The sequence below is a fragment of the Capillimicrobium parvum genome (genome assembly GCF_021172045.1).
Classification (GTDB): Bacteria; Actinomycetota; Thermoleophilia; order Solirubrobacterales; family Solirubrobacteraceae; genus Capillimicrobium; species Capillimicrobium parvum.
Genome location: NZ_CP087164.1, coordinates 4,776,939 through 4,800,000 on the forward strand (window position 1 = coordinate 4,776,939; position 23,062 = coordinate 4,800,000).

General features: G+C 70.3%; 34 protein-coding genes. 3 read left to right on the forward strand and 31 right to left on the reverse strand.

From position 1 onward, the window contains the following. Nucleotides 1–2: 2 nt before the first annotated feature. From DSM104329_RS23310 to DSM104329_RS23355, 10 genes are all read right to left on the reverse strand, one after another. A complete protein-coding gene (locus DSM104329_RS23310) occupies nt 3–788 on the reverse strand; it encodes an ABC transporter ATP-binding protein (protein ID WP_259312254.1) in 786 nt (261 codons plus the stop codon). Beyond that, a complete protein-coding gene (locus DSM104329_RS23315) occupies nt 785–1,822 on the reverse strand; it encodes a branched-chain amino acid ABC transporter permease (protein WP_259312255.1) in 1,038 nt (345 codons plus the stop codon). Before DSM104329_RS23315 ends, DSM104329_RS23310 begins: the two co-directional genes overlap by 4 nt. Then, the gene (locus DSM104329_RS23320; protein ID WP_259312256.1) at nt 1,819–2,565 is read right to left on the reverse strand and encodes an SDR family NAD(P)-dependent oxidoreductase; all 747 of its coding nucleotides are present in this window, start codon (nt 2,563–2,565) and stop codon (nt 1,819–1,821) included. Before DSM104329_RS23320 ends, DSM104329_RS23315 begins: the two co-directional genes overlap by 4 nt. Continuing rightward, a complete protein-coding gene (locus tag DSM104329_RS23325) occupies nt 2,553–2,936 on the reverse strand; it encodes a RidA family protein (RefSeq protein WP_259312257.1) in 384 nt (127 codons plus the stop codon). The genes DSM104329_RS23320 and DSM104329_RS23325 overlap by 13 nt, the downstream gene beginning before the upstream one ends. A 5-nt stretch (nt 2,937–2,941) precedes the next feature. After that, nucleotides 2,942–3,475, reverse strand: coding sequence for an aromatic-ring-hydroxylating dioxygenase subunit beta (locus DSM104329_RS23330; protein WP_259312258.1), 534 nt, complete (start codon nt 3,473–3,475; stop codon nt 2,942–2,944). Beyond that, nucleotides 3,472–4,821 (reverse strand): aromatic ring-hydroxylating oxygenase subunit alpha, encoded by a 1,350-nt coding sequence (locus tag DSM104329_RS23335; RefSeq protein ID WP_259312259.1) that lies wholly within the window; start codon nt 4,819–4,821, stop codon nt 3,472–3,474. The genes DSM104329_RS23330 and DSM104329_RS23335 overlap by 4 nt, the downstream gene beginning before the upstream one ends. Further along, entirely contained in the window at nt 4,815–5,756 is a 942-nt protein-coding gene (locus DSM104329_RS23340) for a VOC family protein (RefSeq protein WP_259312260.1), read from the reverse strand. The genes DSM104329_RS23335 and DSM104329_RS23340 overlap by 7 nt, the downstream gene beginning before the upstream one ends. Then, nucleotides 5,753–6,550, reverse strand: coding sequence for an alpha/beta fold hydrolase (locus tag DSM104329_RS23345; RefSeq protein WP_259312261.1), 798 nt, complete (start codon nt 6,548–6,550; stop codon nt 5,753–5,755). The genes DSM104329_RS23340 and DSM104329_RS23345 overlap by 4 nt, the downstream gene beginning before the upstream one ends. A gap of 299 nt (nt 6,551–6,849) precedes the next feature. Continuing rightward, a complete protein-coding gene (locus DSM104329_RS23350; protein ID WP_259312262.1) occupies nt 6,850–7,536 on the reverse strand; it encodes a GntR family transcriptional regulator in 687 nt (228 codons plus the stop codon). 45 nt (nt 7,537–7,581) lie between these two features. Next, a complete protein-coding gene (locus DSM104329_RS23355) occupies nt 7,582–8,379 on the reverse strand; it encodes an IclR family transcriptional regulator (protein WP_326924460.1) in 798 nt (265 codons plus the stop codon). A gap of 27 nt (nt 8,380–8,406) precedes the next feature. Between DSM104329_RS23355 and DSM104329_RS23360 the strand changes: the two genes are divergently transcribed. From DSM104329_RS23360 to dmpG, 3 genes are read left to right on the forward strand one after another with little or no spacing between them, the layout of a single operon-like run. Then, nucleotides 8,407–9,204, forward strand: a complete 798-nt coding sequence (locus DSM104329_RS23360; RefSeq protein WP_259312264.1) for a 2-keto-4-pentenoate hydratase — start codon at nt 8,407–8,409, stop codon at nt 9,202–9,204. Beyond that, complete coding sequence (locus DSM104329_RS23365) at nt 9,201–10,100, forward strand: acetaldehyde dehydrogenase (acetylating) (RefSeq protein WP_259312265.1); 900 nt, start codon at nt 9,201–9,203, stop codon at nt 10,098–10,100. Before DSM104329_RS23360 ends, DSM104329_RS23365 begins: the two co-directional genes overlap by 4 nt. Then, complete coding sequence (gene dmpG / locus DSM104329_RS23370) at nt 10,097–11,119, forward strand: 4-hydroxy-2-oxovalerate aldolase (RefSeq protein ID WP_259312266.1); 1,023 nt, start codon at nt 10,097–10,099, stop codon at nt 11,117–11,119. Before DSM104329_RS23365 ends, dmpG begins: the two co-directional genes overlap by 4 nt. 50 nt (nt 11,120–11,169) lie before the next feature. Here the strand turns inward: dmpG and DSM104329_RS23375 are convergent, their stop codons facing one another. The 21 genes from DSM104329_RS23375 to rplX form a co-directional block, all read right to left on the reverse strand. Continuing rightward, complete coding sequence (locus DSM104329_RS23375) at nt 11,170–11,574, reverse strand: DUF1707 SHOCT-like domain-containing protein (protein WP_259312267.1); 405 nt, start codon at nt 11,572–11,574, stop codon at nt 11,170–11,172. Between the two features lie 79 nt (nt 11,575–11,653). Continuing rightward, the gene (gene rplQ / locus DSM104329_RS23380) at nt 11,654–12,007 is read right to left on the reverse strand and encodes a 50S ribosomal protein L17 (protein WP_259312268.1); all 354 of its coding nucleotides are present in this window, start codon (nt 12,005–12,007) and stop codon (nt 11,654–11,656) included. Next, nucleotides 12,007–12,993 (reverse strand): DNA-directed RNA polymerase subunit alpha, encoded by a 987-nt coding sequence (locus tag DSM104329_RS23385; RefSeq protein WP_259312269.1) that lies wholly within the window; start codon nt 12,991–12,993, stop codon nt 12,007–12,009. Before DSM104329_RS23385 ends, rplQ begins: the two co-directional genes overlap by 1 nt. Before the next feature lie 70 nt (nt 12,994–13,063). Further along, a complete protein-coding gene (rpsD, locus tag DSM104329_RS23390; RefSeq protein WP_259312270.1) occupies nt 13,064–13,684 on the reverse strand; it encodes a 30S ribosomal protein S4 in 621 nt (206 codons plus the stop codon). A 9-nt stretch (nt 13,685–13,693) separates the two neighbouring features. Next, nucleotides 13,694–14,089, reverse strand: coding sequence for a 30S ribosomal protein S11 (gene rpsK, locus DSM104329_RS23395; RefSeq protein WP_259312271.1), 396 nt, complete (start codon nt 14,087–14,089; stop codon nt 13,694–13,696). Beyond that, nucleotides 14,090–14,473 (reverse strand): 30S ribosomal protein S13, encoded by a 384-nt coding sequence (gene rpsM / locus DSM104329_RS23400; RefSeq protein ID WP_259312272.1) that lies wholly within the window; start codon nt 14,471–14,473, stop codon nt 14,090–14,092. Between the two features lie 2 nt (nt 14,474–14,475). Continuing rightward, entirely contained in the window at nt 14,476–14,589 is a 114-nt protein-coding gene (rpmJ, locus tag DSM104329_RS23405; RefSeq protein ID WP_259312273.1) for a 50S ribosomal protein L36, read from the reverse strand. Nucleotides 14,590–14,707: 118 nt separating this feature from the next. Beyond that, nucleotides 14,708–15,484: an ABC transporter permease gene (locus DSM104329_RS23410; protein WP_259312274.1), complete on the reverse strand. Its 777-nt coding sequence runs from the start codon at nt 15,482–15,484 to the stop codon at nt 14,708–14,710. Nucleotides 15,485–15,597: 113 nt separating this feature from the next. Continuing rightward, on the reverse strand, nt 15,598–16,521 hold the full coding sequence (locus DSM104329_RS23415) for an ABC transporter ATP-binding protein (RefSeq protein WP_259312275.1): 924 nt from the start codon (nt 16,519–16,521) through the stop codon (nt 15,598–15,600). Nucleotides 16,522–16,546: 25 nt separating this feature from the next. Further along, entirely contained in the window at nt 16,547–17,320 is a 774-nt protein-coding gene (gene map, locus DSM104329_RS23420; protein WP_259312276.1) for a type I methionyl aminopeptidase, read from the reverse strand. An 8-nt stretch (nt 17,321–17,328) separates the two neighbouring features. After that, complete coding sequence (locus DSM104329_RS23425; RefSeq protein WP_259312277.1) at nt 17,329–18,003, reverse strand: adenylate kinase; 675 nt, start codon at nt 18,001–18,003, stop codon at nt 17,329–17,331. Nucleotides 18,004–18,016: 13 nt separating this feature from the next. Then, a complete protein-coding gene (secY, locus tag DSM104329_RS23430) occupies nt 18,017–19,288 on the reverse strand; it encodes a preprotein translocase subunit SecY (protein WP_259312278.1) in 1,272 nt (423 codons plus the stop codon). A gap of 51 nt (nt 19,289–19,339) precedes the next feature. Continuing rightward, the gene (rplO, locus tag DSM104329_RS23435; protein ID WP_407655854.1) at nt 19,340–19,849 is read right to left on the reverse strand and encodes a 50S ribosomal protein L15; all 510 of its coding nucleotides are present in this window, start codon (nt 19,847–19,849) and stop codon (nt 19,340–19,342) included. After that, nucleotides 19,842–20,012, reverse strand: coding sequence for a 50S ribosomal protein L30 (gene rpmD / locus DSM104329_RS23440; protein ID WP_259312279.1), 171 nt, complete (start codon nt 20,010–20,012; stop codon nt 19,842–19,844). The genes rplO and rpmD overlap by 8 nt, the downstream gene beginning before the upstream one ends. Further along, a complete protein-coding gene (gene rpsE / locus DSM104329_RS23445) occupies nt 20,012–20,605 on the reverse strand; it encodes a 30S ribosomal protein S5 (protein ID WP_407655855.1) in 594 nt (197 codons plus the stop codon). The genes rpmD and rpsE overlap by 1 nt, the downstream gene beginning before the upstream one ends. 11 nt (nt 20,606–20,616) lie before the next feature. Further along, a complete protein-coding gene (rplR, locus tag DSM104329_RS23450) occupies nt 20,617–20,970 on the reverse strand; it encodes a 50S ribosomal protein L18 (protein ID WP_259312280.1) in 354 nt (117 codons plus the stop codon). Between the two features lie 52 nt (nt 20,971–21,022). Continuing rightward, the gene (gene rplF, locus DSM104329_RS23455) at nt 21,023–21,556 is read right to left on the reverse strand and encodes a 50S ribosomal protein L6 (protein ID WP_259312281.1); all 534 of its coding nucleotides are present in this window, start codon (nt 21,554–21,556) and stop codon (nt 21,023–21,025) included. Nucleotides 21,557–21,560: 4 nt separating this feature from the next. After that, entirely contained in the window at nt 21,561–21,968 is a 408-nt protein-coding gene (gene rpsH / locus DSM104329_RS23460) for a 30S ribosomal protein S8 (RefSeq protein ID WP_259312282.1), read from the reverse strand. A 4-nt stretch (nt 21,969–21,972) separates the two neighbouring features. After that, the gene (locus DSM104329_RS23465; protein ID WP_259312283.1) at nt 21,973–22,158 is read right to left on the reverse strand and encodes a type Z 30S ribosomal protein S14; all 186 of its coding nucleotides are present in this window, start codon (nt 22,156–22,158) and stop codon (nt 21,973–21,975) included. 5 nt (nt 22,159–22,163) lie between these two features. Next, on the reverse strand, nt 22,164–22,727 hold the full coding sequence (rplE, locus tag DSM104329_RS23470; RefSeq protein WP_259312284.1) for a 50S ribosomal protein L5: 564 nt from the start codon (nt 22,725–22,727) through the stop codon (nt 22,164–22,166). Nucleotides 22,728–22,732: 5 nt separating this feature from the next. Next, a complete protein-coding gene (gene rplX / locus DSM104329_RS23475; protein ID WP_259312285.1) occupies nt 22,733–23,059 on the reverse strand; it encodes a 50S ribosomal protein L24 in 327 nt (108 codons plus the stop codon). Nucleotides 23,060–23,062: the final 3 nt, after the last annotated feature.

The window sequence follows — 23,062 nt, forward strand, 5'->3', positions numbered from 1 at the left end:
GGTCATCCCTCTCGTGCCGGGTCGGGTCCCAGGTAGGCGGCGATCACGCCCGGGTCGGAACGCACCTCATCGGGCGTGCCCACGCAGATCAGACGGCCGAAGTCGAGGACCGCCACGCGGTCGCACAGCGACATGACCAGGTCGAGGTGATGCTCGATGACCACGAGCGTCATGCGCGTGGACAAGGTCTGGATCGTCTCGGCCAGCCGTGCCTCCTCCGTCGGGTTCAGGCCCGCGGCCGGCTCGTCGAGGAACAGCAGGCGGGGGCGCATCGCGGCCGCCTTGGCCAGCTCGGCGAGGCGCTGCTCGCCGGTGCTCAGCTCGCCCGCGGGCGCCAAGGCGCGGTCGGCCAGGCCGACGAGCTGCAGCGCGTCGATCGCCGCGGCGCCGATCTCGCGCTCGTCGGTGCGCTGACGCGGCAGGCGCAGCATCGCCTCGATCACGCCGGAGCGTCCCAGCAGGTAGGCGCCGGTCTTGACGTTGTCCAGCACGGTCTCCTCGGCGAAGAGGCGCACGTTCTGAAACGTGCGCCCGATACCCGCCCGCGCGCGCCGATGCGCGGCCAGGCCGGTGACGTCATCACCGCCGAAGCTCACCCGGCCCTCGCTGGCGGCGATCTGGCCGCTGACGACGCTGACCAGCGTCGTCTTGCCGGCGCCGTTGGGCCCGATCAGGCCCATGATCTCGCCTTCGCGGACGCCGAGGTCGATGTCGCGCAGCGCACGCAGTCCGCCGAAGCGGCGGCCGAGGCCCTCGAGTCGCAGCAGCTCCCGGGTGGCGACCGTCATCGCGCCTCCCCCGTGCTCGGCGGCCCGGCCGCCATCCGCGCCCGGGACCCGCGCAGCCGCGCCCAGGCCAGTCCGAAGAGGCGCGAGAGGCGCCCCGCAAGCCCGTCGGGGGCCAGGATCACCAGGACGATCACGGCGATGCCCAGCGCCAGCACCGCATACTTCTCAAAGCCCGACAGGAGCTCGGGCAGCATCCACACGACGGCCACACCGATGACCGCGCCGTACACCGACCCGGTCCCGCCGATGACGATCGCCGCCAGCAGGTAGATCGTCGGCTCCAGGCCGAACTGCGCCGGCGACAGGAAGCGCAGATAGGACGCATAGACCACTCCGGCCAGCCCGGCGAACACCGCGGCGATCAGCCACACGCGGATCTTGGCCCGGAACACGTCGATGCCCAGCGCCTCGGCAGCGGTCTCGTCCTCGCGGATCGCGACCAGCGATCGCCCGAAACGCGAGTGGCGCATGTGCACCGCCGCGACGACGGCGATGAGCAGGACCACGTAGGCGAACAGGTAGGACTGCGTCTGGCTGGTGACCTCCAGACCGAAGAACGAGAACGAGCCGATGCCCACCAGCCCGGACGCGCCACCGGTGACCGCGATCCAGTTGACGAACACCTCGTGCGCGACGATCACCAGCGCCAGCGTGGCCAGCGCGAAGTAGAAGCCGCGGAGGCGCAGGAGCGGGCTCGTCAGCAGCGCGAGCGAGAACGCGGCGGCCACCGCGCACAGCAACGCCAGCTCGGAGCTGACGTCGTGGCGGGTGGTCAGCACCGCCCAGGTGTAGGCGCCGACGCCGAACAGCGCGGTCTGTCCCAGCGCCAGCTGCCCGGCGAAGCCGAGCAGGAGGTCCAGCGAGACCGCGACGGTGGCGAAGATCGCGACCAGCACGATCGTCGCGAAGTAGCGGGAGTCGCTCAGCAGGAGTCCGGGCAGCAGCGCGAGGACCGCGAAGGCGGCGAGCTTGGCGTACAGGATGCGCGGGCGCCCGCTCGGGCTCGTCGGCGCCAGCGGCAGCGGGGAGCTCACGGATGGGCCTTTCCGTCATCGAGGACGCCCTGGCCGGCGAAGGCGCCCACGTCGATGCAGGCGCCGGAGATGGTCTCGGCGGCGGGCGACGCGAGGAACGCGACCACGTTCGCGACGTCCTCGGGCTCATTGACCCGCCCGGCGGCGTTGCCCTCCGCCAGACGCGCGAAGACCGCCTCGGGCCGCCGGCGATTCATCCCGGTGCGGGTCGCGCCGGCCACGACGGTGTTGGCGCGGATCCGGTCGCCGACGTGGTCGAGCGCGACGGCCATCGCCAGCGCGTGCAGCGCCCCCTTGCTCGACACGTAGGCCGCGTGGTCGACGCCGCCGCGCGCCGACGGTGAGCCGATGTACACGATGCACCCGCTGCGCCGCCGGACCATCCCCGGCAGCACCGCCCGCGTTAGCAGGAACGCGCCGCGCACGTTGACCGCGAACGTCCGGTCCCACGTCTCGACCGCCGTGTCGGCGACCCCGCCGGGGTGCTTGATCCCGGCCGCCGGACAGAGGACGTCGACGCGCCCGCTGCGCGCGTGGACGTCGGCCACGAGCGCATGCACGGCATCCGCGTCCGTGACGTCGACGCAACGCGCGTCGAGCTCCGGATGCGCGTCGCGCAGCCGGGCGACGCGCTCACGGTCAGAGCCGAAGGCGACGACCTCGAAGCCGTCGGCCGCCAGCCGCACCGCGACGGCACGGCCGATCCCGGACGTGCCGCCACTCACCACGGCTACTCGGGGCATGCCCGCACCGCCGTCAGGGTGAGCAGGACGTCCACGCCCGCGGGCAGGTCGGCCTGCGAGACCATCCGCGCAGGTCGCGGCTCGTCGACGAAGCAGGCCAGCCAGTGCTCGTTGAGGGCGGGACGGTCCTCGCGCCGCCGCAGGTGGACGTGGACCATGCCGACCGCGTCCAGCGTCGCGCCCGCGCCGTGCACGACGCGGCGCAAGTTGGCGAACGTGACGTCGAGTTGATCGTCCAGCGCGTCGGGGATCGACCCGTCCGCGCGTCGCGGGCCGATCGGCGAGGTGAACAGCACATCACCCGCCCAGACGGCGACCGGGATCGGCTGCGGGTGCTCCAGCCCGGGAACCTCGACCGCGGTCCGGCGCACGCCGGTCACAGGAAGAACGCAAGGTTGTAGGTGGGCAGGGTCGTCGCGTCGAGCAGCACCAGGCGATCGAGAAGCCGCCAGGCGCCCCCGTCGTGGCGCAGCACGTCCCGGCGCTCGGCGGTCAGCGACTGCGACTGGACCTCGTCGCCGCGGATCCGCACGAACAGGAGGTTCGAGCGCACCAGCAGACGGTCGGGGCCGCCGTCGGCCGTGACCCGGACGTTCGAGACGAAATGGCGCGTGCGCGACGGCGGCACCTCGGCCCAGGCGTCGCCGGAATACAGCCGAGCCACGCGCATCCCCAGCGTCTGGCGCGTCTCGTCGAAGTGGAACATGACCTCGCTGTGCTCCGGACCCTGGCCCTCGGGCATCGTCACACGCACCGGGACGCGGTAGCGGATCTCGGGGTCCAGGAGCTGCAGCCACGCCTCGAAGGCGCGCTCGTCCTGCAACTGGGCCTCGTGGTGCAGGAACGCGGTCGCCTCGCGCTCGAACTGCAGGTCCGCGAGCGGCGGGACGAGGTGCTGGTCGGCACTCATGACGCCACTCCCGCGCGGAGCTGCTCGGCCCAGCGCCGCAGGAACGTCACCGTCGGCAGGTCGAAGAACTGCGTCGGATAGGCGGTGCCGGTGCCGCGCCAGTCGGCGATCGGCTCGACTCCGCTCTCAGCGCCCATGCGCGCGTACTGGGCGACCTCTCGGCTCTCGGCACCTTCGGCGGTACGCGAGATCGTCCGCCAGTTCTCCATGTCGTCCTGCTCGAGCATCCCCGAGGGGCCGAAGCTGACGATGTAGGCCCGTCGCGAGGCCTCCTTGAAGGCGGCGGGCGCGTCGCGCTCGACCAGCAGCCAGGAGTAGATCTCCATGACACCGGCGGCGCGCGGCTGCCACAGCCGCACGCTGCAGTACGGATGCAGCGCGTCGTCGAGGATGCCGCCGACGTTCAGGCAGCTGAAGTTCGGAAACACGTGAAACCGGTTGAGGAAGACGCCGTCACCCGTCCCCGTGCCATCGTCCAGGAGGGCGCGCTGGCGGTCGTCGATGCGCTCGTGCAGCGTCTGGACCATCTCGGGCGGATAGCCCATGAACGTCCCGGGCGACCGGTAGATCATCGCCACGTCGGCGGGACCGGCCTGGATGTGCAAACCCGTCTTGCTGCCGCCCGGTCGTGCGTCGGCCGACGAGAACGGCAGCAGGCCGACGTCGAACGTGCTCTTGTGGCTGAACGGCGTGTGATACGCATCGCCGACGAGGTTCTCGGCGGCGATCTTCCAATCGGCCTCGACGATCCAGCGTTGCGGCACGCCGACGACCTCCATCCCCGTCCGGCTGCGGCGGGTCACCAGCTCCAGATAGAAGCGGAAATCGCCGAGGTACTCCTCCAACGACGGCGCGGCGGCATCCATGCAGCCGAACAGGAACCCTTCGCAAGCCTCCACGCGCACCGGGGCGAGCCCGAGCTCATCGCGATCGAGGCCCTGGTAGATGGTCTTGTCGTAGGGCACGCCGACCAGACGCCCCTCGCGGTTGTAGCTCCAGGCGTGGTAGATACAGGTGAAGTTGCGCGCCTTGCCCTTCTCGGCCTGGCACAGTCGCGACCCGCGATGGCGGCACTGGTTCAGGAAGCCGCGCACCTCGCCGTCTCCGCCGCGCACCATCAGGATCGAGTCGTCGACGATCGCCCGGACGACGAAGTCCCCCGGCTCCTCGAGCTCGGTCTCGTGGGCCAAGAAGACCCAGTTGCGCCGGAACAGATGCTGCTTCTCCAGCTCGAAGACCTGTTCGTCTCGGTAGATCCAGCTGGGCACATAGCCGCTGTCCAGCAGCTGGATCGCCTCGTCGAGCCGGGCGGTCGCGCCGGCAGCGTTCTGATCGTTGCTCAGCATGGCGTCACCACGTCGATCGGGCTGTCGGCCTGACGCACGGGCTGGGCGCCCCACCACTGGCGGTACTCCTCGGCGGTCCAGTCGACCGGCTCCCAGTCGGGGTCCAGGACGACGTAGGACCCGCTGTAGATCTCGACGCGATGCCCGCTGGCGGGATCGCGCACGTACAGGCACACCGCCTGGGAGATCGCGTGGCGACCGGGGCCATGGTCGGGCTCCAGGCCGTGCTCGATGAACAGCTCGGCGGCGCGCAGCACGTCAGAGGCGTTGTCTACGTAGAACGCGACGTGGTGCAGGCCGCGCGACCCCCGGACGGGCCCGCGGCCGATCGCCAAATCGTGGGCCAGCGCGGACACCGCCAGCCACGCAGCATGCACGCTGCCGTCGGCGCCCAGCGCGCGCTCACGGGTCGAGAAGCCGAGCATCTGCTGCGACCACGCCTCCTCGGCGGCCACCTCGGGCGTGACGAAGTTGATGTGGTCCAGGCGCCGTGGCGAGACGCCGTGGCTCCAGACGCGCCCGCTGTTGGTCTTCAGTGCGGGTCGACGGCCCGCAGGCGCCGGCCGCTTCTCGACCTCGTGATAGATCTCGTACGGCAGGCCGCCCGGGGTGCGGAAGCGCAAGGCGGCGCCCTGCCCCGCCTCGTGGCCGGCGGGCACCTCCTCCACCTCGACCCCCTGCTCGCGCAGGCGCGCACCGAGCGCATCGACATCCTCAGGCGCGCGTGTGCGCCAGCCGGCGTGATCGATTCTCGCCTCGTCGGCTGAGATGAGCGCCACCGTGTGGTGCTCGAAGTCGCCCCAGGCGCGCAGGTAGGCGACGGTCTCGTCGCGCTCGACGACATCCAGCCCGAGGATGTCGTCGAAGAAGTGCAGCGACCCCTCGAGGTCGGGAGTTCGCAGGGCGACGTGACCGAGGCGCGCGAGGGCGGTCACAGCGCGCCTCGCAGGAACTCGTCGACGAGATGGTTGAAGCGCTGCGGGTACTCCAGCTGGGTCCAGTGCCCGCAGCGCCCGAAGACGTACAGCTGCGCGTTGGGCAGGACCTTGAGGAAGTGATAGCTGTCTGAGACCGGGTTGATCATGTCGTCGCGGCCATGGACCAGCAGAATCGGGTGCTGGATGCGTCGCAGCGCCGAGTCGGGCAGCGTCAGCTGCGACGGGCCGGAGAACTGCGCGACGTAGGAGCGCCGCACGTCGTCCCGCATGGTCATCGCGAAGCGGTCTTGGGCGATCTGGTCGAGGTCGCCGTCGAAGTCGTCGGGATCGTGGACGAACCACGAGTACAGGCGGCCGAGCGCCTCCGGGCTCGGGTCGCTGTAGAACGTCACCATCCGGATCAGCTCCTGCGACGGTCGATCCGAGCTCGGCCCACCGGCGGTGCCCATCAGCACCGCCCGTTCGAAGCGTTCGGGAGCCTCCATGAGCAGGTGGAGGGTCAGCGCCCCGCCGAGCGAGTTGCCGACGAGGTGCGCCCGCTCTATCTCCAGCGCGTCGAGCATGCCGATCACCTGGTCGAGGCGCATGCGGGTCCACACGCGCATGTCGGTGGGCGGCGGCTCGGGATGTGTGCTCTCGCCGTAGCCGACGTAGTCCGGCGCGATGCAGTCGTAGCGATCGCCGAGCGCCTCGAGCGCCAACCGCCAGTTGGACCAGCCGCTCGCTCCCGGGCCGCCGCCGTGTAGGAAGACGACGGCCGGTCCGGCGCCGGCGCCGGCGCGGGCGACCATCACCTGATGAGGTCCGACCGGCAAGGTTTCTCGGACAGCCGCCGCCAAGGGCGAAAAGCTGGGACTTGGCACTGAGTTTCTCCTCCTTGACTTCAACGTCGCGCCATCTGCGTACGCCGAGTTCGATGTTCAAGATACCGAATCTTGAACACGATGTACCAAAAGTTCTTCCCGGCTCGCATCGACGACGCCCCGCTGGGCGCCTCGGTGCGCCTCGAAATGGGGCGCTCGAAGAGGGCAGCGCGAACAGACGGCGGCGCCGAAGCGGCGCCGCGCGCGACGGGGGTCGGGGCCGGGCTCTAGGCCTCGGCGCCGGGAGCCAGGCGCTCGAGTGCCAGCTTCCAGACGAGGCGGATGTGCGTGGTCATCTCGCGTGCAGCGGCCACCCCGTCGGACGCCGTGATCGCCTCCGCGACAGCGACGTGACCGAGACTGCAGCCGACGAGGTCGTCTCCGGCAGTCAGCTCGCGCGTCATCAGCGTGGAGATCACCGCACCCGCATCATCGATCAACGAGGCGATGCGGGCGTTGTCGCCCAGCTCCGCGATGTAGCTATGGAATTCCCGATCACTGTCGCGAAATGCGGCGATGTCGGATTTGCGCGCGGCATCCAGAGAAGACTGCGCGGCACGTGCGATGCGCTCGCGATCGGCGTTACTCGCCCGCTCGGCCGCGCGCGCAGCGGTGAACGACTCCAGCGCCTCCCGCAGCTCGTAGGCCTGACGGACCGCCGCCGCGGAGGGCTGGATCACGCAGAGGCCGCGTGCCCCGTTCTGCTCGATCAGGCCGATCTGGCGCAGCCGCAGCAGCGCCTCGCGCACCGGCGTCTTGGAAACCTTCAGCCGTTCGGCGAGTGCGGGCTCGGTCAGTGGTTCGCCGGGGGCCAGCACGCGATCCACGATCGCCTGCCGGATCGCCTCGAAGACCACGTCGCTCAGGTTCCTCGGACGGACCCCGAGGGACAGCTCGGTCATCCGCGTCGCCATGTCGTCATCCTAGCGCTCCGCGCAGAGAATATTCTGTACGTCGTCTCAGGTTCTCGCCTGGCGCAGCGTTCGGCCGAGGCGTTGCGCGGCCGCCCGCAAGGCCGGCTCCACGTCGCGCGGCTGCAGTCGCCCACGCGCCGGCATCGACACCGACAGGCCGGCCTCCGCGACGCCGGCAGCGACCAGCAGCGGCGCCGCCAGACACATCAGGTTCGCGGCCGCCTCTTCGCGGTCGACGGCGATCCCCCGCCGACGCACGTCCAGGAGCTCGGCGTACAGCCTCCCCGGATCCGTGATGCTGCGCGCGGTCACCGCCGCCAGCGGCTCGGTCGCGCGAGCCAGTCGGGAACACGCCTCGTCGCTGTAGGCCAGCAGGGCCTTGCCCACCCCCGTACAGTGAGCCGGCATCCGCCCCCCCACGCGGGAAGGCGTGGGCACCTTGCGATGTCCGGACAGCATCTCCACGTAGAGCACGTCGTCACCCTCCAAGACGGCGAGGTGGACCGTGGCCCGCGTCGCCTCATAGAGATCCTCCATGTGGGCCAGCGCGAGGTCCCGCAGGCGCTGGCGGCGCGTGACGAGCTGGCCGAGCTCGAACAGGCCGACCCCGAGGCGCCAACCCTCGTCGCCGCGCTCGAGCGCGCCATGGCGCTCCAGCTGACAGGCCAGCCGATGGGCGGTCGAACGCGGCAGGCCGCTGCGCGCCACCATCTCGGCCAGCGTCAGCTGCGGCCGCTCCGCCGAGAACGCGCGCAGCAACTGGAAGGCCCGATCGAGTACCGCGTCGCCGTGGGAGCTCTTCATCACGTTCGTCCCACTCAGTGGGACGGGCGATTGTGACATAGGCGCACCGCCGCGACGATCTGACCCATGGCCGATTCCACCGTGCTCGACGTCGACGCCTACGCTCGCGCGCTCGACGAAGCCCGCACCGCGCGGCGTCCGATCGCTCCGCTCACCGACGCCAGGCCCGACCTGTCCGTCGCCAACGCATATGCCATTGCCGAGCGGCTTGTCGCCCTGCGCTGCCAGACGCAGAACGCGCGGGTCGTGGGCCACAAGGTCGGGCTGACGTCGATCGCCGTCCAACGGCAGCTCGGCGTCGACCAGCCCGATTTCGGCGTCCTGCTGGACGTCATGCAGCTCGATGACGGTGGCGTGGTGAGCGCGCGCGACTACATCGCCCCGCGCGTCGAGCCGGAGATCGCGTTTCACCTCGGCAGCTCGCTCGCCGGACCGGGCGTGACCGTCGAGGCGGTCCGGGCCGCGACCGCCGCCGTGCAGCCGGCCATCGAGCTGGTCGACAGCCGTGTGGCCGACTGGCGCATCCGGCTGGCCGACACCGTGGCCGATCAGGCGTCGGCGGCCGGGTTCGTACTCGGTGGCCGCCGGGTCGGTCTGGACGAGGTCGACGTGACGGCCATCGACGTCGAGCTGCGGCGCGACGGCGAGGCGATGCAGCGAGGCACGACCGCGGAGGTGCTCGGCGACCCGTGCGCAGCCGTGGCGTGGCTGGCCAACACCCTGGCCGACATCGGCCGGACGCTGCGTCCGGGCGACATCGTGCTGTCGGGCGCGTGCACACCGATGGTCGACGCGGCGCCCGGCGTCACCTTCAGTGCCCGGTTCGGCGACCTGGGCGAAGTGCGGCTGGTCATTGCGCGATGAAGACGCCACCGCTGACCGCCGCGATCGTCGGCTCGGGCAACATCGGCACCGACCTGATGTACAAGTTGCTGCGCTCGGCCTGGGTTGCGCCGCGCTGGATGATCGGCGTAGACCCCGGTAGCACCGGACTCGCCCGCGCCCGCGACGCCGGGCTGGAGACGTCCGCCGAGGGAGTTGATTGGCTGCTTTCCCAGTCCGAGCTGCCCGATGTCATCTTCGAGGCAACCTCCGCCCAGGTCCATGCCGTCAACGCTCCTCGGTTCGCTGAGCGCGGGATCGTCGCCATCGACCTGACGCCCGCCGCGGTCGGCCCCTACGTCGTGCCCGCGGTCAACCTCGACGCGCACCTGGACGAAGCCAACTTGAACATGGTCACCTGCGGCGGCCAGGCGACCGTCCCGATCGTCCACGCCGTCAGCCGTGTCGCACCGGTGCGGTACGCCGAGATCGTCGCCTCGATCGCGTCCCACTCGGCAGGGCCCGGTACACGTGCGAACATCGACGAGTTCACGGAGACCACCGCCCGCGCCCTGATTCAGGTCGGCGGTGCGGCGGCCGGGAAGGCCATCATCGTCCTCAACCCCGCCGAGCCGCCGCTGATCATGCGCGACACGGTGATCTGCGCGCTCGCGCCAGACGCCGACCGGCCGGCAATCGCCGAGTCGATCCGCGCGATGGTCGCGGACGTGTCGTCCTACGTCCCGGGCTATCGGCTCGTCGTGCCACCCCAGTTCGAGGACGACCGCGTCTCCGTCTACCTGGAGATCGAAGGACGCGCGGACTTCCTGCCGGCGTACGCCGGCAACCTGGACATCATGACGGCCGCGGCGACACGCGTCGGGGAGCAGCTGGCACGGAGCCGCGCCGCCGGCGCAACCGAGAGGACGGGCCGATGACCTTCTCCGACGACCTCGACGTTCGCGTCACCGATACATGTCTGCGCGACGGCTCGCACGCCGTGCGCCACCAACTCACGACCGATCAGGTGCGCAGTGTGGTGGTGGCCCTCGATGACGCGGGAGTGCCGGTACTCGAGGTCGCTCATGGAGACGGTCTGGGCGGCAGCTCGTTCACCTACGGCTTCTCCCGCAGCGATGAACGGGAGCTGATCGCCGTCGCCGTCCAGGCCGCACGGCGCGCACGGATCGCCGCGCTGCTGCTTCCGGGAATCGGCACGACCGACGACCTCCGGGCAGTCGCCGAACTCGGCGTCGGCGCGATACGCGTGGCGACCCACTGCAGCGAGGCGGATGTCGGCGTCCAGCACCTGAGCCTCGCTCGGGACCTCGGCCTGGAGGCGATCGGGTTTCTGATGATGGCGCATTCCCAGGCGCCGGAACTGCTCGCCGAGCAGGCTCGGATCATGGCCGACGCGGGGGCCACGTGCATCTATGTCGTCGACTCCGCGGGAGCGATGGTCCCGCCTCAGGCCGCCGCGCGCGTGGCCGCCGTGCGCGATGCGCTGGCCGGCGACGCGCAGGTCGGCTTTCACGGTCACGAGAACCTCGCCTGCGGAGTGGCCAACACGCTGGCGGCGATCGACGCCGGCGCGGTCCAGGTGGATGCCAGCGCCCGGCGGATGGGCGCCGGCGCCGGGAACACGCCGACCGAGGCGCTGGCCGCGGTTCTGGAGAAGCTCGCCCTGCGCACGGGCATCGACGTCGGTGCGATGGCCGACGCCGCCGAGGACGCCGTTCGACCGATCATGGAGGGCGAATGCGTCCTCGATCGGATGGCGCTCACGCTCGGCTGGGCCGGGGTGTACTCCAGCTTTCTCAAACATGCCGCGCGCGCAGCCGAGCGCCATGGTGTCTCGGGCCCCGAGATCCTGCGTGCCTGCGGCCGGCGTGGGCTCGTCGGCGGCCAGGAGGACCTGATCGGTGAGATCGCCTACGAGCTCGCGAGCAGACGCTGACCGAGGCCGCCCGCGATACGCCTGCGCTCCGAGCCGCCCGGGGACCGGCCTCAGCCGTAGCGCCGGCGCACGAAGCGGCGCACGGTCCACGACGACGCTGCGTGCCAGCCCAGCAGCAGGGCGCTGGGGACGAGCGCGATGGCGGGCCAGAAGGCGCCGCCGCCGGTGATCTCCCAGATGCCGACCAGCGAGGCGTTGACGGCGACGGCGGTCGTGCCGTGCGCCTTCAGCGCCGCACGGTCGAACCGGTCGACCGCGGCGCCGAAGCGCTCCAGGCGCCGCTGGGGGATGCCGCGCGTGAGGCGGGTCAGCTCGGCCCGGCTCCCGGCCCGCTGCACCGCATGCAGACGCTCCTCCAGATCGCCGAGCGAGATGCGGCCCTCGGCATAGGCGCCGTGCAGCAGTCGCGAGCAGTTCTCGCGCTCCGCGTCGGAGGCCCAGATCGTGGCGGCCATGACCCCAGGATAGGGACCGCGGCCCGCCCTACCGGCGGCGCCGCGAAGCGGCCCGCTCCGGGCCGCCGCCGCGCCGGGATCAGACCAGCTCGAGGTAGACCATCTCGGTCGCGTCGCCGGAGCGCGCGCCGAGCTTGAGGATGCGGGTGTAGCCGCCCGGCCGCTCGCTGTAGCGCGGGGCGACCTCCTCGAACAGCTTGTAGACCGCGAACTTGTCCTGGCCGAGCTCCGAGAGCGCCTGCCGGCGCGCGTGCAGGTCGCCGCGCTTGGCCAGCGTGATCAGCTTCTCGACCTCGGGCTTGACCGCCTTGGCCTTCGCCTCGGTGGTCTTGATGCGCTCGTGCTCGATGACCTCCTTGCAGAGGTTGCGCAGGAGCGCCTTGCGGTGCGCCGTGTCGCGGCTGAGCTTGTGGCGGGTCTTCTGATGGCGCATCAGTCGTCGCGCAGGCCCAGCCCGCGCGCCTCCAGGGTCTCGATGACCTCGTCGATCGACTTCTTGCCGAAGTTCGGGATCGCGTTGAGCTCCCCCTCGGACTTCGAGACGAGGTCGCCCACCGTCTGGATGCCGGCGCGCTTCAGGCAGTTGTACGAGCGGACGCCGAGCTCGAGCTCCTCGATGAGGATGTCGTGCATCGGGCCGCCCGATGCGGCCGAGGCGGCGGCGCCGTGGCCGTTGCCGGTCCCGGCGAGCGCGCCCTCGAGCTGTCCGGTGGGGCCGGCGCGCAGCTCCTCGACGCGGTCCGCGTCGGTGAAGATCGCGAGCTGGCTGATGAGCAGCTCCGCCGCCTCGCGCAGCGCGGCGTGCGGGTCGATCGAGCCGTCCGTCTCGATGTCGAGCGTCAGCTTGTCGAAGTCCGTGCGCTGGCCGACACGGGCCTGCTCGACGGCATAGGCGACGCGGCGCACCGGCGAGAAGATCGAGTCGATCGGGATGACGCCGATCGGCTGGTCCGGCGTCTTGTTCTCCTCCGCGGGGCGGTACCCGCGGCCGCGGCCGATCGTGAGGTACAGCTCCAGCTTCGTCTTCTTCTCGAGCGTCGCGACGTGGACGTCCGGGTTGAGGATCTCGACGCCGGCGGGAAGGTCGATGTCCTTCGCCGTGATGTCGCCGGGGCCGGTCACGACCAGGGGCGCCTCGACCTCGCTGGCGTCCGAGTGCATCTTGCACACGATGCCCTTGAGGTTGAGGACGATGTCGGTCACGTCCTCCTTGACGCCCGGGATCGTCGAGAACTCATGCGCGACACCTTCGATGCGGACGCTCGTCACCGCGGCGCCGCTGAGCGAGCTGAGCAGCACGCGGCGCAGCGAGTTGCCGAACGTGTAGCCGAAGCCACGATCGAGCGGCTCGATCGTGAAGGTGCCGCGGTTCTCGTCGACTGTTTCGCTGGTGATCCGGGGGACTTGGAAGTCGAGCATCGGGGTCCTGACTGTCGTTCTCTCATGGCGGCGCGGGGGTCCGGGGCGCGCCGCTCGCGTTCAAGCGGGGTTACTTCGAGTACAGCTCGACGATGAGCTGCTCCTGCACGGGCGCGGCGACCTCGCGGCGCTCCGGCTTGCGCAGGACCTTGGCCGTGAGCGTGTCGTGGTCGGCCTGCAGCCAGGCGGGCACCTGGCCCGTGAGCTCGGTGGCGTCACGGATGACGGGCTCGGCGGGGGTGCCGGACTTGACCGAGATGACGTCGCCCTCGCGCACCTGGTAGCTGGGGATGTCGACGCGACGGCCGTTGACGGTCCAGTGGCCGTGGCGGATGAGCTGGCGCGACTGGCGGCGCGAGGCGGCGAAGCCAAGGCGGACGAGCACGTTGTCGAGGCGGCACTCGAGCAGGGTGAGGAGGTTCTCACCGGTGATGCCGGCCTGACGGCTCGCCTTGTCGTAGTAGTTGGCGAACTGCTTCTCGAGCACGCCGTAGTACCGCTTCGCCTTCTGCTTCTCGCGCAGCTGGACGCGGTACTCCGACTGCTTCTGACGGCCGCGGCCGTGGTCGCCCGGCGGGTACGAGCGACGCTCGACGCCGCACTTGTCGGTCAGGCAGCGCTCGCCCTTGAGGAAGAGCTTCTGCCCTTCGCGGCGGCACTGCTTGCACTGGGGGGAGGTGTCTCGAGCCAAGGTGTTCTCCTACACGCGGCGCCGCTTGCGGGGGCGGCAGCCGTTGTGGGCCTGGGGGGTGACGTCGCGCACGCCGGTGACCTCGAGTCCGGCGGCCTGCAGCGAGCGGATCGCCGTCTCACGGCCCGAGCCCGGGCCCTTGACGAACACCTCGACCTTCTGGAGCCCCTGCTCCATGCCCTTGCGCGCGGCGGCGTCGGCGGTGACCTGCGCCGCGAACGGCGTGGACTTGCGCGAGCCCTTGAAGCCCGCGCCGCCGGCCGACTCCCACGCGATGACGTTGCCCTCGCGATCGGTGAGGGACACGATGGTGTTGTTGAACGACGTCTTGATGTGCGCCTGGCCGATGGGGATGTTCTTCTTCGGCTTGCGGCGGCCCCGCTGGGGGCGCTTGGGAGCGGGCACTTACTTCTTCCCCGCCTTCTTCTTGCCGGCGACCTGCATGCGCTTGGGACCCTTGCGCGTGCGGGCGTTGGTCTTGGTGTTCTGGCCGCGGACCGGCAGGCCGCGCCGGTGGCGCAGGCCGCGGTAGCAGCCGATCTCCATCAGGCGCTTGATGTCCTGCGAGCGCTCGCGGCGCAGATCGCCCTCGACCGTGAGGTTGCGGTCGATCGCGTCGCGCAGCTTCGACACCTCGTCCTCGGTGAGGTCGCGGACGTAGGTGTCGGGCGAGATGCCGACCTCGGCCAGAAGCTGGTTCGAGGTCGAGCGGCCGATGCCGTAGATGTACGTCAGGCCGATCTCGACGCGCTTGTTCAGTGGGATGTTGATACCGGAGATGCGAGCCATGGTCAGCCCTGCCGCTGCTTGTGGCGCGGGTTGGAGCAGATGACCAGCACCGCGCGATGGCGGCGGATGATCTTGCACTTCTCGCACATCGGCTTGACCGACGGTCGTACCTTCATGGTCCCTTTCAGCGAGGTCAGGAGGGAGGCATTCGCAGGCAGGGGCCCGCAAAACGCGCGACCGTTGAAGATAGCAAATGCGTCCGGCGGCGTTGATAGCCCCCGGGACTGGCGCCGCTCAGTCTACGGCGCGGCGGACGAATCCTCGCACGCCGAGCCAGCCGAACGCCGCCAGCGACACGATGAGGCCGAGCGCGACCCACCCCGCCGCGAGGTGCGGGACGTCGGTGAGCGCGCCGCGCATCCCCTCGCTGACGTAGGTCATCGGGTTCAGCAGCGTCAGAACCTGGAACCAGCGCAGCGAGTCCAGCGCGTCCCACGGGTAGAAGGCCGCGCCCGTGAAGATCAGCGGCGTGAGGATGAGGCCGAAGGCGACCGTGATGCGGCTCGGCGGCACCGCGGTGCCGAGCACGAGGCCGATGACGGCTCCGGCCAGCGCCCCCGCGACGATCATCACGATCAGCGCGGGCCAGTTCACCCCCGACAGGTCGACGCCGCCCGGGAGGATCAGCTCGCCCAGCGGGATGATGAGCACGCCGCCGACGATGCCGCGCAGCGCGGCGATCAGCACCTTCTGGATCGCGACCCAGGCCACCGGGAGCGGGGCGAGCAGGCGGTCCTCGATCTCCTTGGTGAACGAGAACTCGATGACGAGCGGCAGGGCGACGTTCTGCAGCGCGGTGAGTACGAGCGTCAGCGCGATGACGCCCGGCAGCAACTGGGTGCCGTAGGAGCCCTGCGCCGCGCCGATCTCGGGCAGGACCCGGCCGAAGACGAACAGGAAGAAGATCGGCTGCAGCAGCGCCTGGCTGAGGAACGCGACGAGGTCGCGGCGGAACGTGACGTAGAGATCGCGCTCGCACAGCGCGAGGAAGGCGACGACCGACGGGCTCATGACGGAATCGCCCGCAGGGATGGGGCCGCGGGGGATGAGGACCCGCAGGGTCTCACGACGGCATGCCCCGCAGGGATCGGGCCGCGGTGGGTGAGGACCCGCAGGGTCTCACTTCAGCGCAGCTCCCGCCCCGTCAGATGCACGAAGACGTCCTCGAGCGAGCCTTCCATGCGCCGCAGTTCGATCAGCTCGCGCCCCGCGTCACGCACCGCCTCCGCCAGCTCGCCGGGCGTGAGGTCGCCGTAGATGCGCGCGTGCCAGCGATCGTCCTCGGCGCCGGCCTCGACGTTCTCGGCCGCGTCGATCTCCAGCGGCTCGGGCCCGGACAGCGTGACCTCGAGCCCGTGCTCGGCGGGCAGCAGGCGCCGCAGCCCGCGCGGCGTGTCGAGCGCGATGATCCGGCCGTGGTCGACGATCGCGATGCGGTCGCACAGCCGGTCGGCCTCGACCATGTCGTGCGTGGTGAGCATGAGCGTGACGCCGCGGGCGCGCAGGTCGCTCATCGTCTCCCAGAGGTACAGGCGCGACTGCGGGTCCAGGCCGGTCGTCGGCTCGTCGAGGATCAGCAGCCGCGGCTCGTGCATGAGCGCCCGGGCGATCATCAGCCGCTGGGCCATGCCGCCCGAGTAGTTGTCGACCTTGTCGGAGGCGCGCTCGCCCAGGCCCATCTGGTCGAGCATCGCCTGGGCGCGCCGGCGGCGCTCCGCGCGGCCGGTGCCGAAGTACGCCGCGTGGAAGACCAGGTTCTCGATCGCGGTGAGCGAGCGGTCGAGGTTCGGCCGCTGAGGCACGACCGCGATGCGCTGCTTGACCGCCACCGCGTCGCGCGCGACGTCGAAGCCGTCGACGGTCACGCGGCCGCCGGTCGGCTTCACGCGCGTGGTGATCGTCCCGATCGTCGTGGTCTTGCCCGCGCCGTTGGGGCCGAGGAGGCCGAAGATCTCGCCCTCCAGCACCTCGAAGTCGATGCCGGCCACCGCCTCCGGCGCGTTCGCGGCATACCGCTTGCGCAGCCCTTCGACGACGACGAGGCTCACCGGCGTCCGTCCCGCGGACCGGCGGTCAGGCCGCGGCGCGGCCCACGTCGAGATGCCACGGCGTGAGGATCCGCGGGCCCTCCGCGGTCACCGCCACCGTGAACTCGAAGTGCGCGGCCAGCGAGCCGTCCTGGGAGTAGATCGCCCAGCCGTCGGTGCCCATGCGGACCGGGTGGCGGCCCGCCGTCGTCATCGGCTCGATCGCCAGGACCATCCCCTCCTCGAGCAACGGACCGCGACCGGGCTCGCCGAAGTTCGGGATCTGCGGGTCCTCGTGCATCTCGCGGCCGATGCCGTGGCCGACCAGCGAGCGCACGATCGACAGGCCCTCGGCCTCCACGATCGTCTGGATCGCGTGCGAGATGTCGCCGAGGCGGTTGCCGGGCTTGGCCTGCGCGGCGCCGGCGTGGAGCGAGCGCTCCGTGACGTCGAGCAGCTTGCGAGCGACCGGCGAGATCGGCCCGACCGCGAAGGTCCGGGCGCCGTCGGCGACCCAGCCGTCGAGCGTGACGCCGATGTCGACGGAGAGGATGTCGCCCCGTTCGAGCGTGTAGCCGCCGGGTATGCCGTGCACGACCATCGAGTTCGGCGACACGCAGATCGAGCCGGGGAACCCGCGGTAGCCCTTGAAGCTCGGCACGGCGCCCTGGGAGCGCATGAACTTCTCGGCCGCGCGGTCCAGTTCGAGGGTCGTCACGCCGGGACGGACCTTGCTCTCCAGCAGCCGCATCGTGCGGCGGTGGATGTCGCCCGCGGCCGCCATCTTCTCGATCTCCTCCGGTGACTTCCGGATGATCATGCCCGGTCCTAGATCTGCTCTTCGAGGCGCAGCGTGGCCAGCGTTGCGCGGATGTGGTCGTGCACCTCGGTGGGCGAGCGCCGGCCGTCGAAGCGCTTGAGGATCCCGCGCTCGTCGTAGAAGCCGATGAGCGGGGCCGTCTGGTCGCCGTAGACCTCGAGGCGCGTGCGGACGGTCTCCTCGCGGTCGTCCTCGCGCTGGATGAGCTTGGAGCCGTCGATGTCGCACACGTCGTCGTGCTTGGGCCGGTTCGTGTCCACGTGGTAGACGTGGTTGGCCTTCTGGCAGACGCGCCGGCCCGAGATCCGCCGCACGACCTCGTCGTCGGGCACGTCGATGAGCAGCGCCGCCGTGAGCGCGCGGCCGAGGTCGCCGAGCGCCTCGTCGAGGGCCTCGGCCTGGGCGACCGTCCGCGGGAAGCCGTCGAGCAGGAAGCCGTCCTGCGCGTCCTCCTGGCCGACCTTGTCGATGATCACGCCGATGATCACCTCGTCGGGCACGAGCTCGCCGCGGTCCATGTACTGCTTGGCCTGACGCCCGAGCTCCGTGCCGGCCTCGACCGCGGCGCGCAGGATGTTGCCGGTCGCGATGTAGAGCAGGCGGAAGTCCTGCTGCAGGCGCTCGGCCTGGGTGCCCTTTCCGGCGCCCGGAGGTCCGAGGAGGATGAGGTTGAGCTCCGACACGAGGCGCGGGAGACTACTTCAGGAAGCCTTCGTAGTTGCGCATCATCAGCTGCGCCTCGAGCTGTTTCATCGTGTCGAGCGCCACGCCGATGACGATGAGGATCGAGGTCCCGCCGAAGTAGAACGTCGCCGAGGTCTGGCTGATGAGGATCGTCGGCAACGCCGCGACCGCCGCGAGGTACAGCGCCCCGGGGAACGTCAGGCGGGCCAGGATGCGATCCAGGAACTCGGCCGTCGGCCGCCCGGGTCTCACCCCGGGGATGAACCCCCCGTACTTCTTCAGGTTGTCGGCCTGGTCGACGGGATTGAACGTCACCGCCGTGTAGAAGTACGTGAAGATGATGATGAAGATCGACTCGCCCACCAGGTAGGGCCACTTGCTGGGCGAGAAGAAGTTCGAGAAGTCGGTCGCCCAGGGCGTGTTGAGCAGCTGGCCCACGGTCGGCGGGAAGGCCATGATCGACGCGGCGAAGATGACCGGGATGACGCCGGCCATGTTCACGCGCAGCGGCAGATAGGTCTGGCCGCCCTGGGTCATGCGGCGGCCGATCACGCGCTTGGCGTACTGGATCGGGATGCGCCGCTGGCCCTCCTGGATGAAGACGATCGCCGCGATCACCGCCAGCGCGATGAACGGCATCATCACCTTGAAGACCGCGTCAGGGCTGTTCCACCACTGCGAGATGCCGTTCGGCAGGCCCGAGACGATCGACGCGAAGATCATCAGCGAGATGCCGTTGCCGATGCCGCGCTGGGTGATCAGCTCGCCCATCCACATGAGGAGCACGGTGCCCGCGGTCAGCGACAGGACGATCAGGAAGACCGTGCCGACGTTGAACGGGCTGATGAGCGGGGTTCCCGCGTTGCTCGAGAACGACTTGAACAGGAAGACGTAGCCGATCGCCTGCGCGAAGGCCAGGCCGACGGTCAGGTAGCGCGTGTACTGCGTGATGCGCTGCTGGCCGACCTCGCCCTCCTTCTGCAGCTTCTCCAGCGACGGCACGACGACTGTCAGGAGCTGCAGGATGATCGAGGCCGTGATGTACGGCATGATCCCGAGCGCGAACAGGGCGATGCGCGACAGGCCGCCGCCCGAGAAGACATTGAGGAAGTTCAGCACCCCGCCACCGCCGAACTGCTCCTGGACCTGCTGGACCGCGTTGGAGTTGACCCCCGGCACGGGGATGTGCGAGCCCAGCCGGTACAGCGCGAGCAGCAGCGCCGTGAAGGCGAGCTTCTTGCGGATGTCGGCGACCGTGAAGGCGCTGAGGATCGTCGAGAGCATGCGCGGGCTCTCAGGTTAGAGGAAGCGGCCCGGCCCTCGTCGAGGACCCGGCTACTTGCTCTCGACGACGACGCAGGTGCCGCCTGCGCCCTCGATCCGCTCGCGCGCCGTGGCGCTGAACGCGTGGGCGTGGACCGTCAGCGCCTTGGTCAGGTCGCCCTTGGCCAGCACCTTGACCGGGACGCCCTTGCGCTTGGCGATGCCGGCCTTCGCCAGGTCCTCGAGGGTGACCTCGCCGCCAGCGTCGAAGCGCCGTTCGAGGTCGCCGAGGTTGACCGGCTGCGTGTGCGTCCGGAACGGCTCGAACGGCATCGACTGCTTCTTGTTCGGGCCGCGGAGCTTGCGCATGCGCATGTGGAGCGGCATCTGGCCGCCCTCGAAGCGCGCGCGCTCCTTCGAGCCCGAGCGCGAGCCGGCGCCCTTCTGGCCGCGGCCCGACGTCTTGCCGGTGCCTGAGCCCTCGCCGCGGCCGATCCGCTTGCGCGCCTTGCGCGAGCCCTCGGCGGGGCGCAGCGAGTGCAGCCCGATGCGCTCGTCGGTGTTCTCCGTGTTGTCAGCCATCGACCTTCACCAGATGCCGGACCCGGTGCAGCATGCCCCGGATCTGCTCGTTGTCCTTGACCTCGACCGACTGGCCGATCCGCCGCAGCCCGAGCGAGCGCAGCGTCTCGCGCTGGGCGTGGTTGGCGCCGTTCTTGCTCTTGACCTGCGTGACGGTGGGCATCAGGCCGAGACCTCCTCGGGCGCCGCGCCGTTGGCGGCCGCGACGACCTCCTGCTCAGGCGTCTCGGGAGCCGCGTCGCCGCTCAGGCCGAGCACCGCGTTGATCGACAGGCCGCGCAGCTGGGCGACCTCCTCGGGACGGCGCAGCGCCTGCAAGCCCGCCACCGTCGCCTTGACGAGGTTGATCGGGTTCTGCGTGCCGAGCGACTTCGACAGGATGTCGTGGATGCCGGCGAGCTCGAGCACCGCGCGCACGCCGCCGCCGGCGATGACGCCGGTACCGGGCGAGGCCGGCTTGAGCAGCACGTGGCCGGAGCCGAAGATGCCGTCGACGCGATGGGTGATCGTCGAGCCGTGCTTGGGCACGCGGAACAGGTTCTTCTTGGCGTGCTCGACGCCCTTCTGGATGGCGAGCGGAACCTCGTTGGCCTTGCCGTAGCCGACGCCCACCACGCTCTCCTCGTCGCCGACGACGACGAGGGCCGTGAAGGAGAAGCGCCGGCCGCCCTTGACCACCTTGGCGACGCGGTTGATCTCCACCACGCGCTCCTGGAGGTCGAGCCCGGCGGGGCTGACTGAACGATCGATCTGCATGAAGTCTCTTCCTAGATTGCCAGTCCGGCCTCGCGGGCGCCGTCTGCCACGGCCTTGACGCGGCCGTGGTACTGGTAGCCGCCGCGGTCGAAGACCGCCTGTTCGATGCCGGCGGCCTTCGCGCGCTCGGCGATCAGGGCGCCGATGCGCGTCGCCTGCTCGGTGCGGTCGAGGTCGCGGACCCCGGCCTCGGTCCACTGCGCCGCAGCGATCGTGCGGCCGGCCTCGTCGTCGATGAGCTGGACGAACACGCCGCGGTTCGAGCGGAACACCGCCAGGCGCGGACGGGTCGCCGTGCCGACGACCTTCGCGCGCACGCGGCGGCGGCGCTTGAGGCGGCGCGCCTCCTTGGTGATGACGGTCATCGAGAAGCCTCCAACAGGGTCGAAGCGTTCGTGGATGACGACCCGCAGGGTCTCATGCCCTCTTGCCAACCTTCCGGGCGACGTACTCGCCCTCGTAGCGGATGCCCTTGCCCTTGTAGGGCTCCGGCGGCCGCTGCTTGCGGATGTTCGCCGCGACCTCGCCCACGAGCTGCTTGGAGATGCCCTTGACGATGACGCGGGTCGGCGTGGGGACATCGAACTCGATGCCCTCCGGCGCCTTGATCGGCACGGGGTGCGAGTAGCCGAGCGCCATCTCCAGGTCGCGGCCCTTGAGCTGCGCCCGGTAGCCGACGCCCTGGATCTCCAGCGTCTTGGTGTAGCCGGCGGTCACGCCCTCGACCATGTTGGCCACGAGCGAGCGCGTCAGCCCGTGCAGGGCGCGGTGCTCGCCGCGGTCGGTCGGGCGCGAGACGCGCAGCTCCTCGCCCTCCTGCGCGACGGTGATGTCGCGGTGGATGCGCTCCTGGAGCTCGCCACGCGGGCCGTGGACCCGGACGACGTCGGGGTCGATGGTGACGGTCACCCCGCTCGGGACGGGGATCGGCTTGCGTCCGATGCGGCTCATCGTGCTACCAGACCTTCGCCACGATCTCGCCGCCCACGCCCGCGCGCCGCGCGTCGTGGCCGGTCATCACGCCTCGCGACGTGGACACGATCGTCGTGCCCATGCCGCCCTGCACCTTCGGGATGTCCGTCGCCGGGACGTACTGGCGCTGCCCGGGGCGCGACACGCGCTGCAGCCCGGAGATCGCCGACTGGCGGGAGTCCGTGTACTTCAAGCTGATCCGGATGAGCGTGCCGGGCCGGTCGCCGGTCGGCGCCTCGATGCTGTAGCCCTCGATGTAGCCCTGCTCGCGCAGGATGCGCGCCATCTCCACCTTGAGCTTGCTCGAGGGGATGTCGACCGTCTCCCGCGCAGCGTGGATCGCGTTGCGGATCCGCGTCAGGAAGTCGGCGATGGGGTCGGTCATGGACATGCGGTTACCAGCTGCTCTTCGTCATCCCGGGGATGTAGCCGTCGTGGGCCAGCTCGCGCAGGCAGATCCGGCACAGACCGAACTTGCGATACACGGCGCGGGGGCGGCCGCAACGGCGACACCGAGTGTACTCACGGGTCTTGTACTTGGCGGGGCGCGCCTGGCGGACGCGCTGGGAGGTCTTCGCCATGGCTCCTACTGATTCTCTCGGGTGAACGGCATGCCGAAGGCCTGGAGGAGAGCGAGCGCCTCCTCGTCAGTGGATGCCGACGTCGTGATCGTGATGTCCAGGCCGCGGACCTGGTCGATGGCGTCGTAGTCGATCTCGGGGAAGATGATCTGCTCGCGCACGCCCATCGTGTAGTTGCCCCGCCCGTCGAAGGAGGTCCGCTTCAGGCCACGGAAGTCGCGGATCCGCGGGATGGCCACCGACAGCAGGCGGTCGAGGAACTCGTAGGCGCGCTCGTTGCGCAGCGTCACCGAGAGCCCGACCGGCATGCCCTCGCGCAGCTTGAACGCCGCGATGGACTTGCGGGCGCGCCGGATGCTCGGCTTCTGGCCGGCGATCGTGGCGAGCTGCTCCTGGGCCGCCTCGAGCATCTTCGAGTCCTGCTTGGCCTCGCCGACGCCCATGTTGAGCGTGATCTTCTCGATCTTCGGGACCTGCATGATCGACGAGTAGCCGAAGCGCTCGTACAGCGCCGGGCGGATCTCGTCGCGGTAGCGGTCCTTCAGTCGTGCGGTGGTTGCCGTGGCCATGGGTCTCAGTCGATCTGGGTGTCAGAGCGGCGGGCGACGCGGAAGCGCTTGCCGCCCTCGCGCTTGATGCCGACGCGCGTCGGCTTCTTGTCCTTCGGGTCCACCAGCGCGACGTTCGACACGTGGATGGGACCTTCGCGCTCGATGACGCCGGCCTGAGCGTTGGGGTTCATGGCCGACGGCTTCTGGTGGCGCTTGACGATGTTCAGGCCCTCGACGTAGACCCGCTCCTTCTTGGGTTCCACGCGAAGGACCCGACCGGTCTTGCCGCGGTCCTTGCCGCTGATCACAACGACCTCGTCGTCGCGCCGGATCTTCAGGCTAGCGGCCATCGG

Excerpts from the sequence above, each read along its gene's own strand:
- DSM104329_RS23310 (WP_259312254.1), bottom strand. The coding sequence starts at position 788 with ATGACGGTCGCCACCCGGGAGCTGCTGCGACTCGAGGGCCTCGGCCGC.
- DSM104329_RS23320 (WP_259312256.1), bottom strand. The coding sequence starts at position 2,565 with ATGCCCCGAGTAGCCGTGGTGAGTGGCGGCACGTCCGGGATCGGCCGT.
- DSM104329_RS23330 (WP_259312258.1), bottom strand. The coding sequence starts at position 3,475 with ATGAGTGCCGACCAGCACCTCGTCCCGCCGCTCGCGGACCTGCAGTTC.
- DSM104329_RS23335 (WP_259312259.1), bottom strand. The coding sequence starts at position 4,821 with ATGCTGAGCAACGATCAGAACGCTGCCGGCGCGACCGCCCGGCTCGAC.
- DSM104329_RS23345 (WP_259312261.1), bottom strand. The coding sequence starts at position 6,550 with ATGGTCGCCCGCGCCGGCGCCGGCGCCGGACCGGCCGTCGTCTTCCTA.
- DSM104329_RS23350 (WP_259312262.1), bottom strand. The coding sequence starts at position 7,536 with ATGGCGACGCGGATGACCGAGCTGTCCCTCGGGGTCCGTCCGAGGAAC.
- DSM104329_RS23355 (WP_326924460.1), bottom strand. The coding sequence starts at position 8,379 with ATGTCACAATCGCCCGTCCCACTGAGTGGGACGAACGTGATGAAGAGC.
- DSM104329_RS23360 (WP_259312264.1), top strand. The coding sequence starts at position 8,407 with ATGGCCGATTCCACCGTGCTCGACGTCGACGCCTACGCTCGCGCGCTC.
- DSM104329_RS23365 (WP_259312265.1), top strand. The coding sequence starts at position 9,201 with ATGAAGACGCCACCGCTGACCGCCGCGATCGTCGGCTCGGGCAACATC.
- dmpG (WP_259312266.1), top strand. The coding sequence starts at position 10,097 with ATGACCTTCTCCGACGACCTCGACGTTCGCGTCACCGATACATGTCTG.
- DSM104329_RS23375 (WP_259312267.1), bottom strand. The coding sequence starts at position 11,574 with ATGGCCGCCACGATCTGGGCCTCCGACGCGGAGCGCGAGAACTGCTCG.
- rplQ (WP_259312268.1), bottom strand. The coding sequence starts at position 12,007 with ATGCGCCATCAGAAGACCCGCCACAAGCTCAGCCGCGACACGGCGCAC.
- DSM104329_RS23385 (WP_259312269.1), bottom strand. The coding sequence starts at position 12,993 with ATGCTCGACTTCCAAGTCCCCCGGATCACCAGCGAAACAGTCGACGAG.
- rpsM (WP_259312272.1), bottom strand. The coding sequence starts at position 14,473 with ATGGCTCGCATCTCCGGTATCAACATCCCACTGAACAAGCGCGTCGAG.
- rpmJ (WP_259312273.1), bottom strand. The coding sequence starts at position 14,589 with ATGAAGGTACGACCGTCGGTCAAGCCGATGTGCGAGAAGTGCAAGATC.
- DSM104329_RS23410 (WP_259312274.1), bottom strand. The coding sequence starts at position 15,484 with ATGAGCCCGTCGGTCGTCGCCTTCCTCGCGCTGTGCGAGCGCGATCTC.
- map (WP_259312276.1), bottom strand. The coding sequence starts at position 17,320 with ATGATCATCCGGAAGTCACCGGAGGAGATCGAGAAGATGGCGGCCGCG.
- secY (WP_259312278.1), bottom strand. The coding sequence starts at position 19,288 with ATGCTCTCGACGATCCTCAGCGCCTTCACGGTCGCCGACATCCGCAAG.
- rplO (WP_407655854.1), bottom strand. The coding sequence starts at position 19,849 with ATGGCTGACAACACGGAGAACACCGACGAGCGCATCGGGCTGCACTCG.
- rpmD (WP_259312279.1), bottom strand. The coding sequence starts at position 20,012 with ATGCCCACCGTCACGCAGGTCAAGAGCAAGAACGGCGCCAACCACGCC.
- rpsE (WP_407655855.1), bottom strand. The coding sequence starts at position 20,605 with ATGCAGATCGATCGTTCAGTCAGCCCCGCCGGGCTCGACCTCCAGGAG.
- rplR (WP_259312280.1), bottom strand. The coding sequence starts at position 20,970 with ATGACCGTCATCACCAAGGAGGCGCGCCGCCTCAAGCGCCGCCGCCGC.
- rplF (WP_259312281.1), bottom strand. The coding sequence starts at position 21,556 with ATGAGCCGCATCGGACGCAAGCCGATCCCCGTCCCGAGCGGGGTGACC.
- rpsH (WP_259312282.1), bottom strand. The coding sequence starts at position 21,968 with ATGTCCATGACCGACCCCATCGCCGACTTCCTGACGCGGATCCGCAAC.
- DSM104329_RS23465 (WP_259312283.1), bottom strand. The coding sequence starts at position 22,158 with ATGGCGAAGACCTCCCAGCGCGTCCGCCAGGCGCGCCCCGCCAAGTAC.
- rplE (WP_259312284.1), bottom strand. The coding sequence starts at position 22,727 with ATGGCCACGGCAACCACCGCACGACTGAAGGACCGCTACCGCGACGAG.
- rplX (WP_259312285.1), bottom strand. The coding sequence starts at position 23,059 with ATGGCCGCTAGCCTGAAGATCCGGCGCGACGACGAGGTCGTTGTGATC.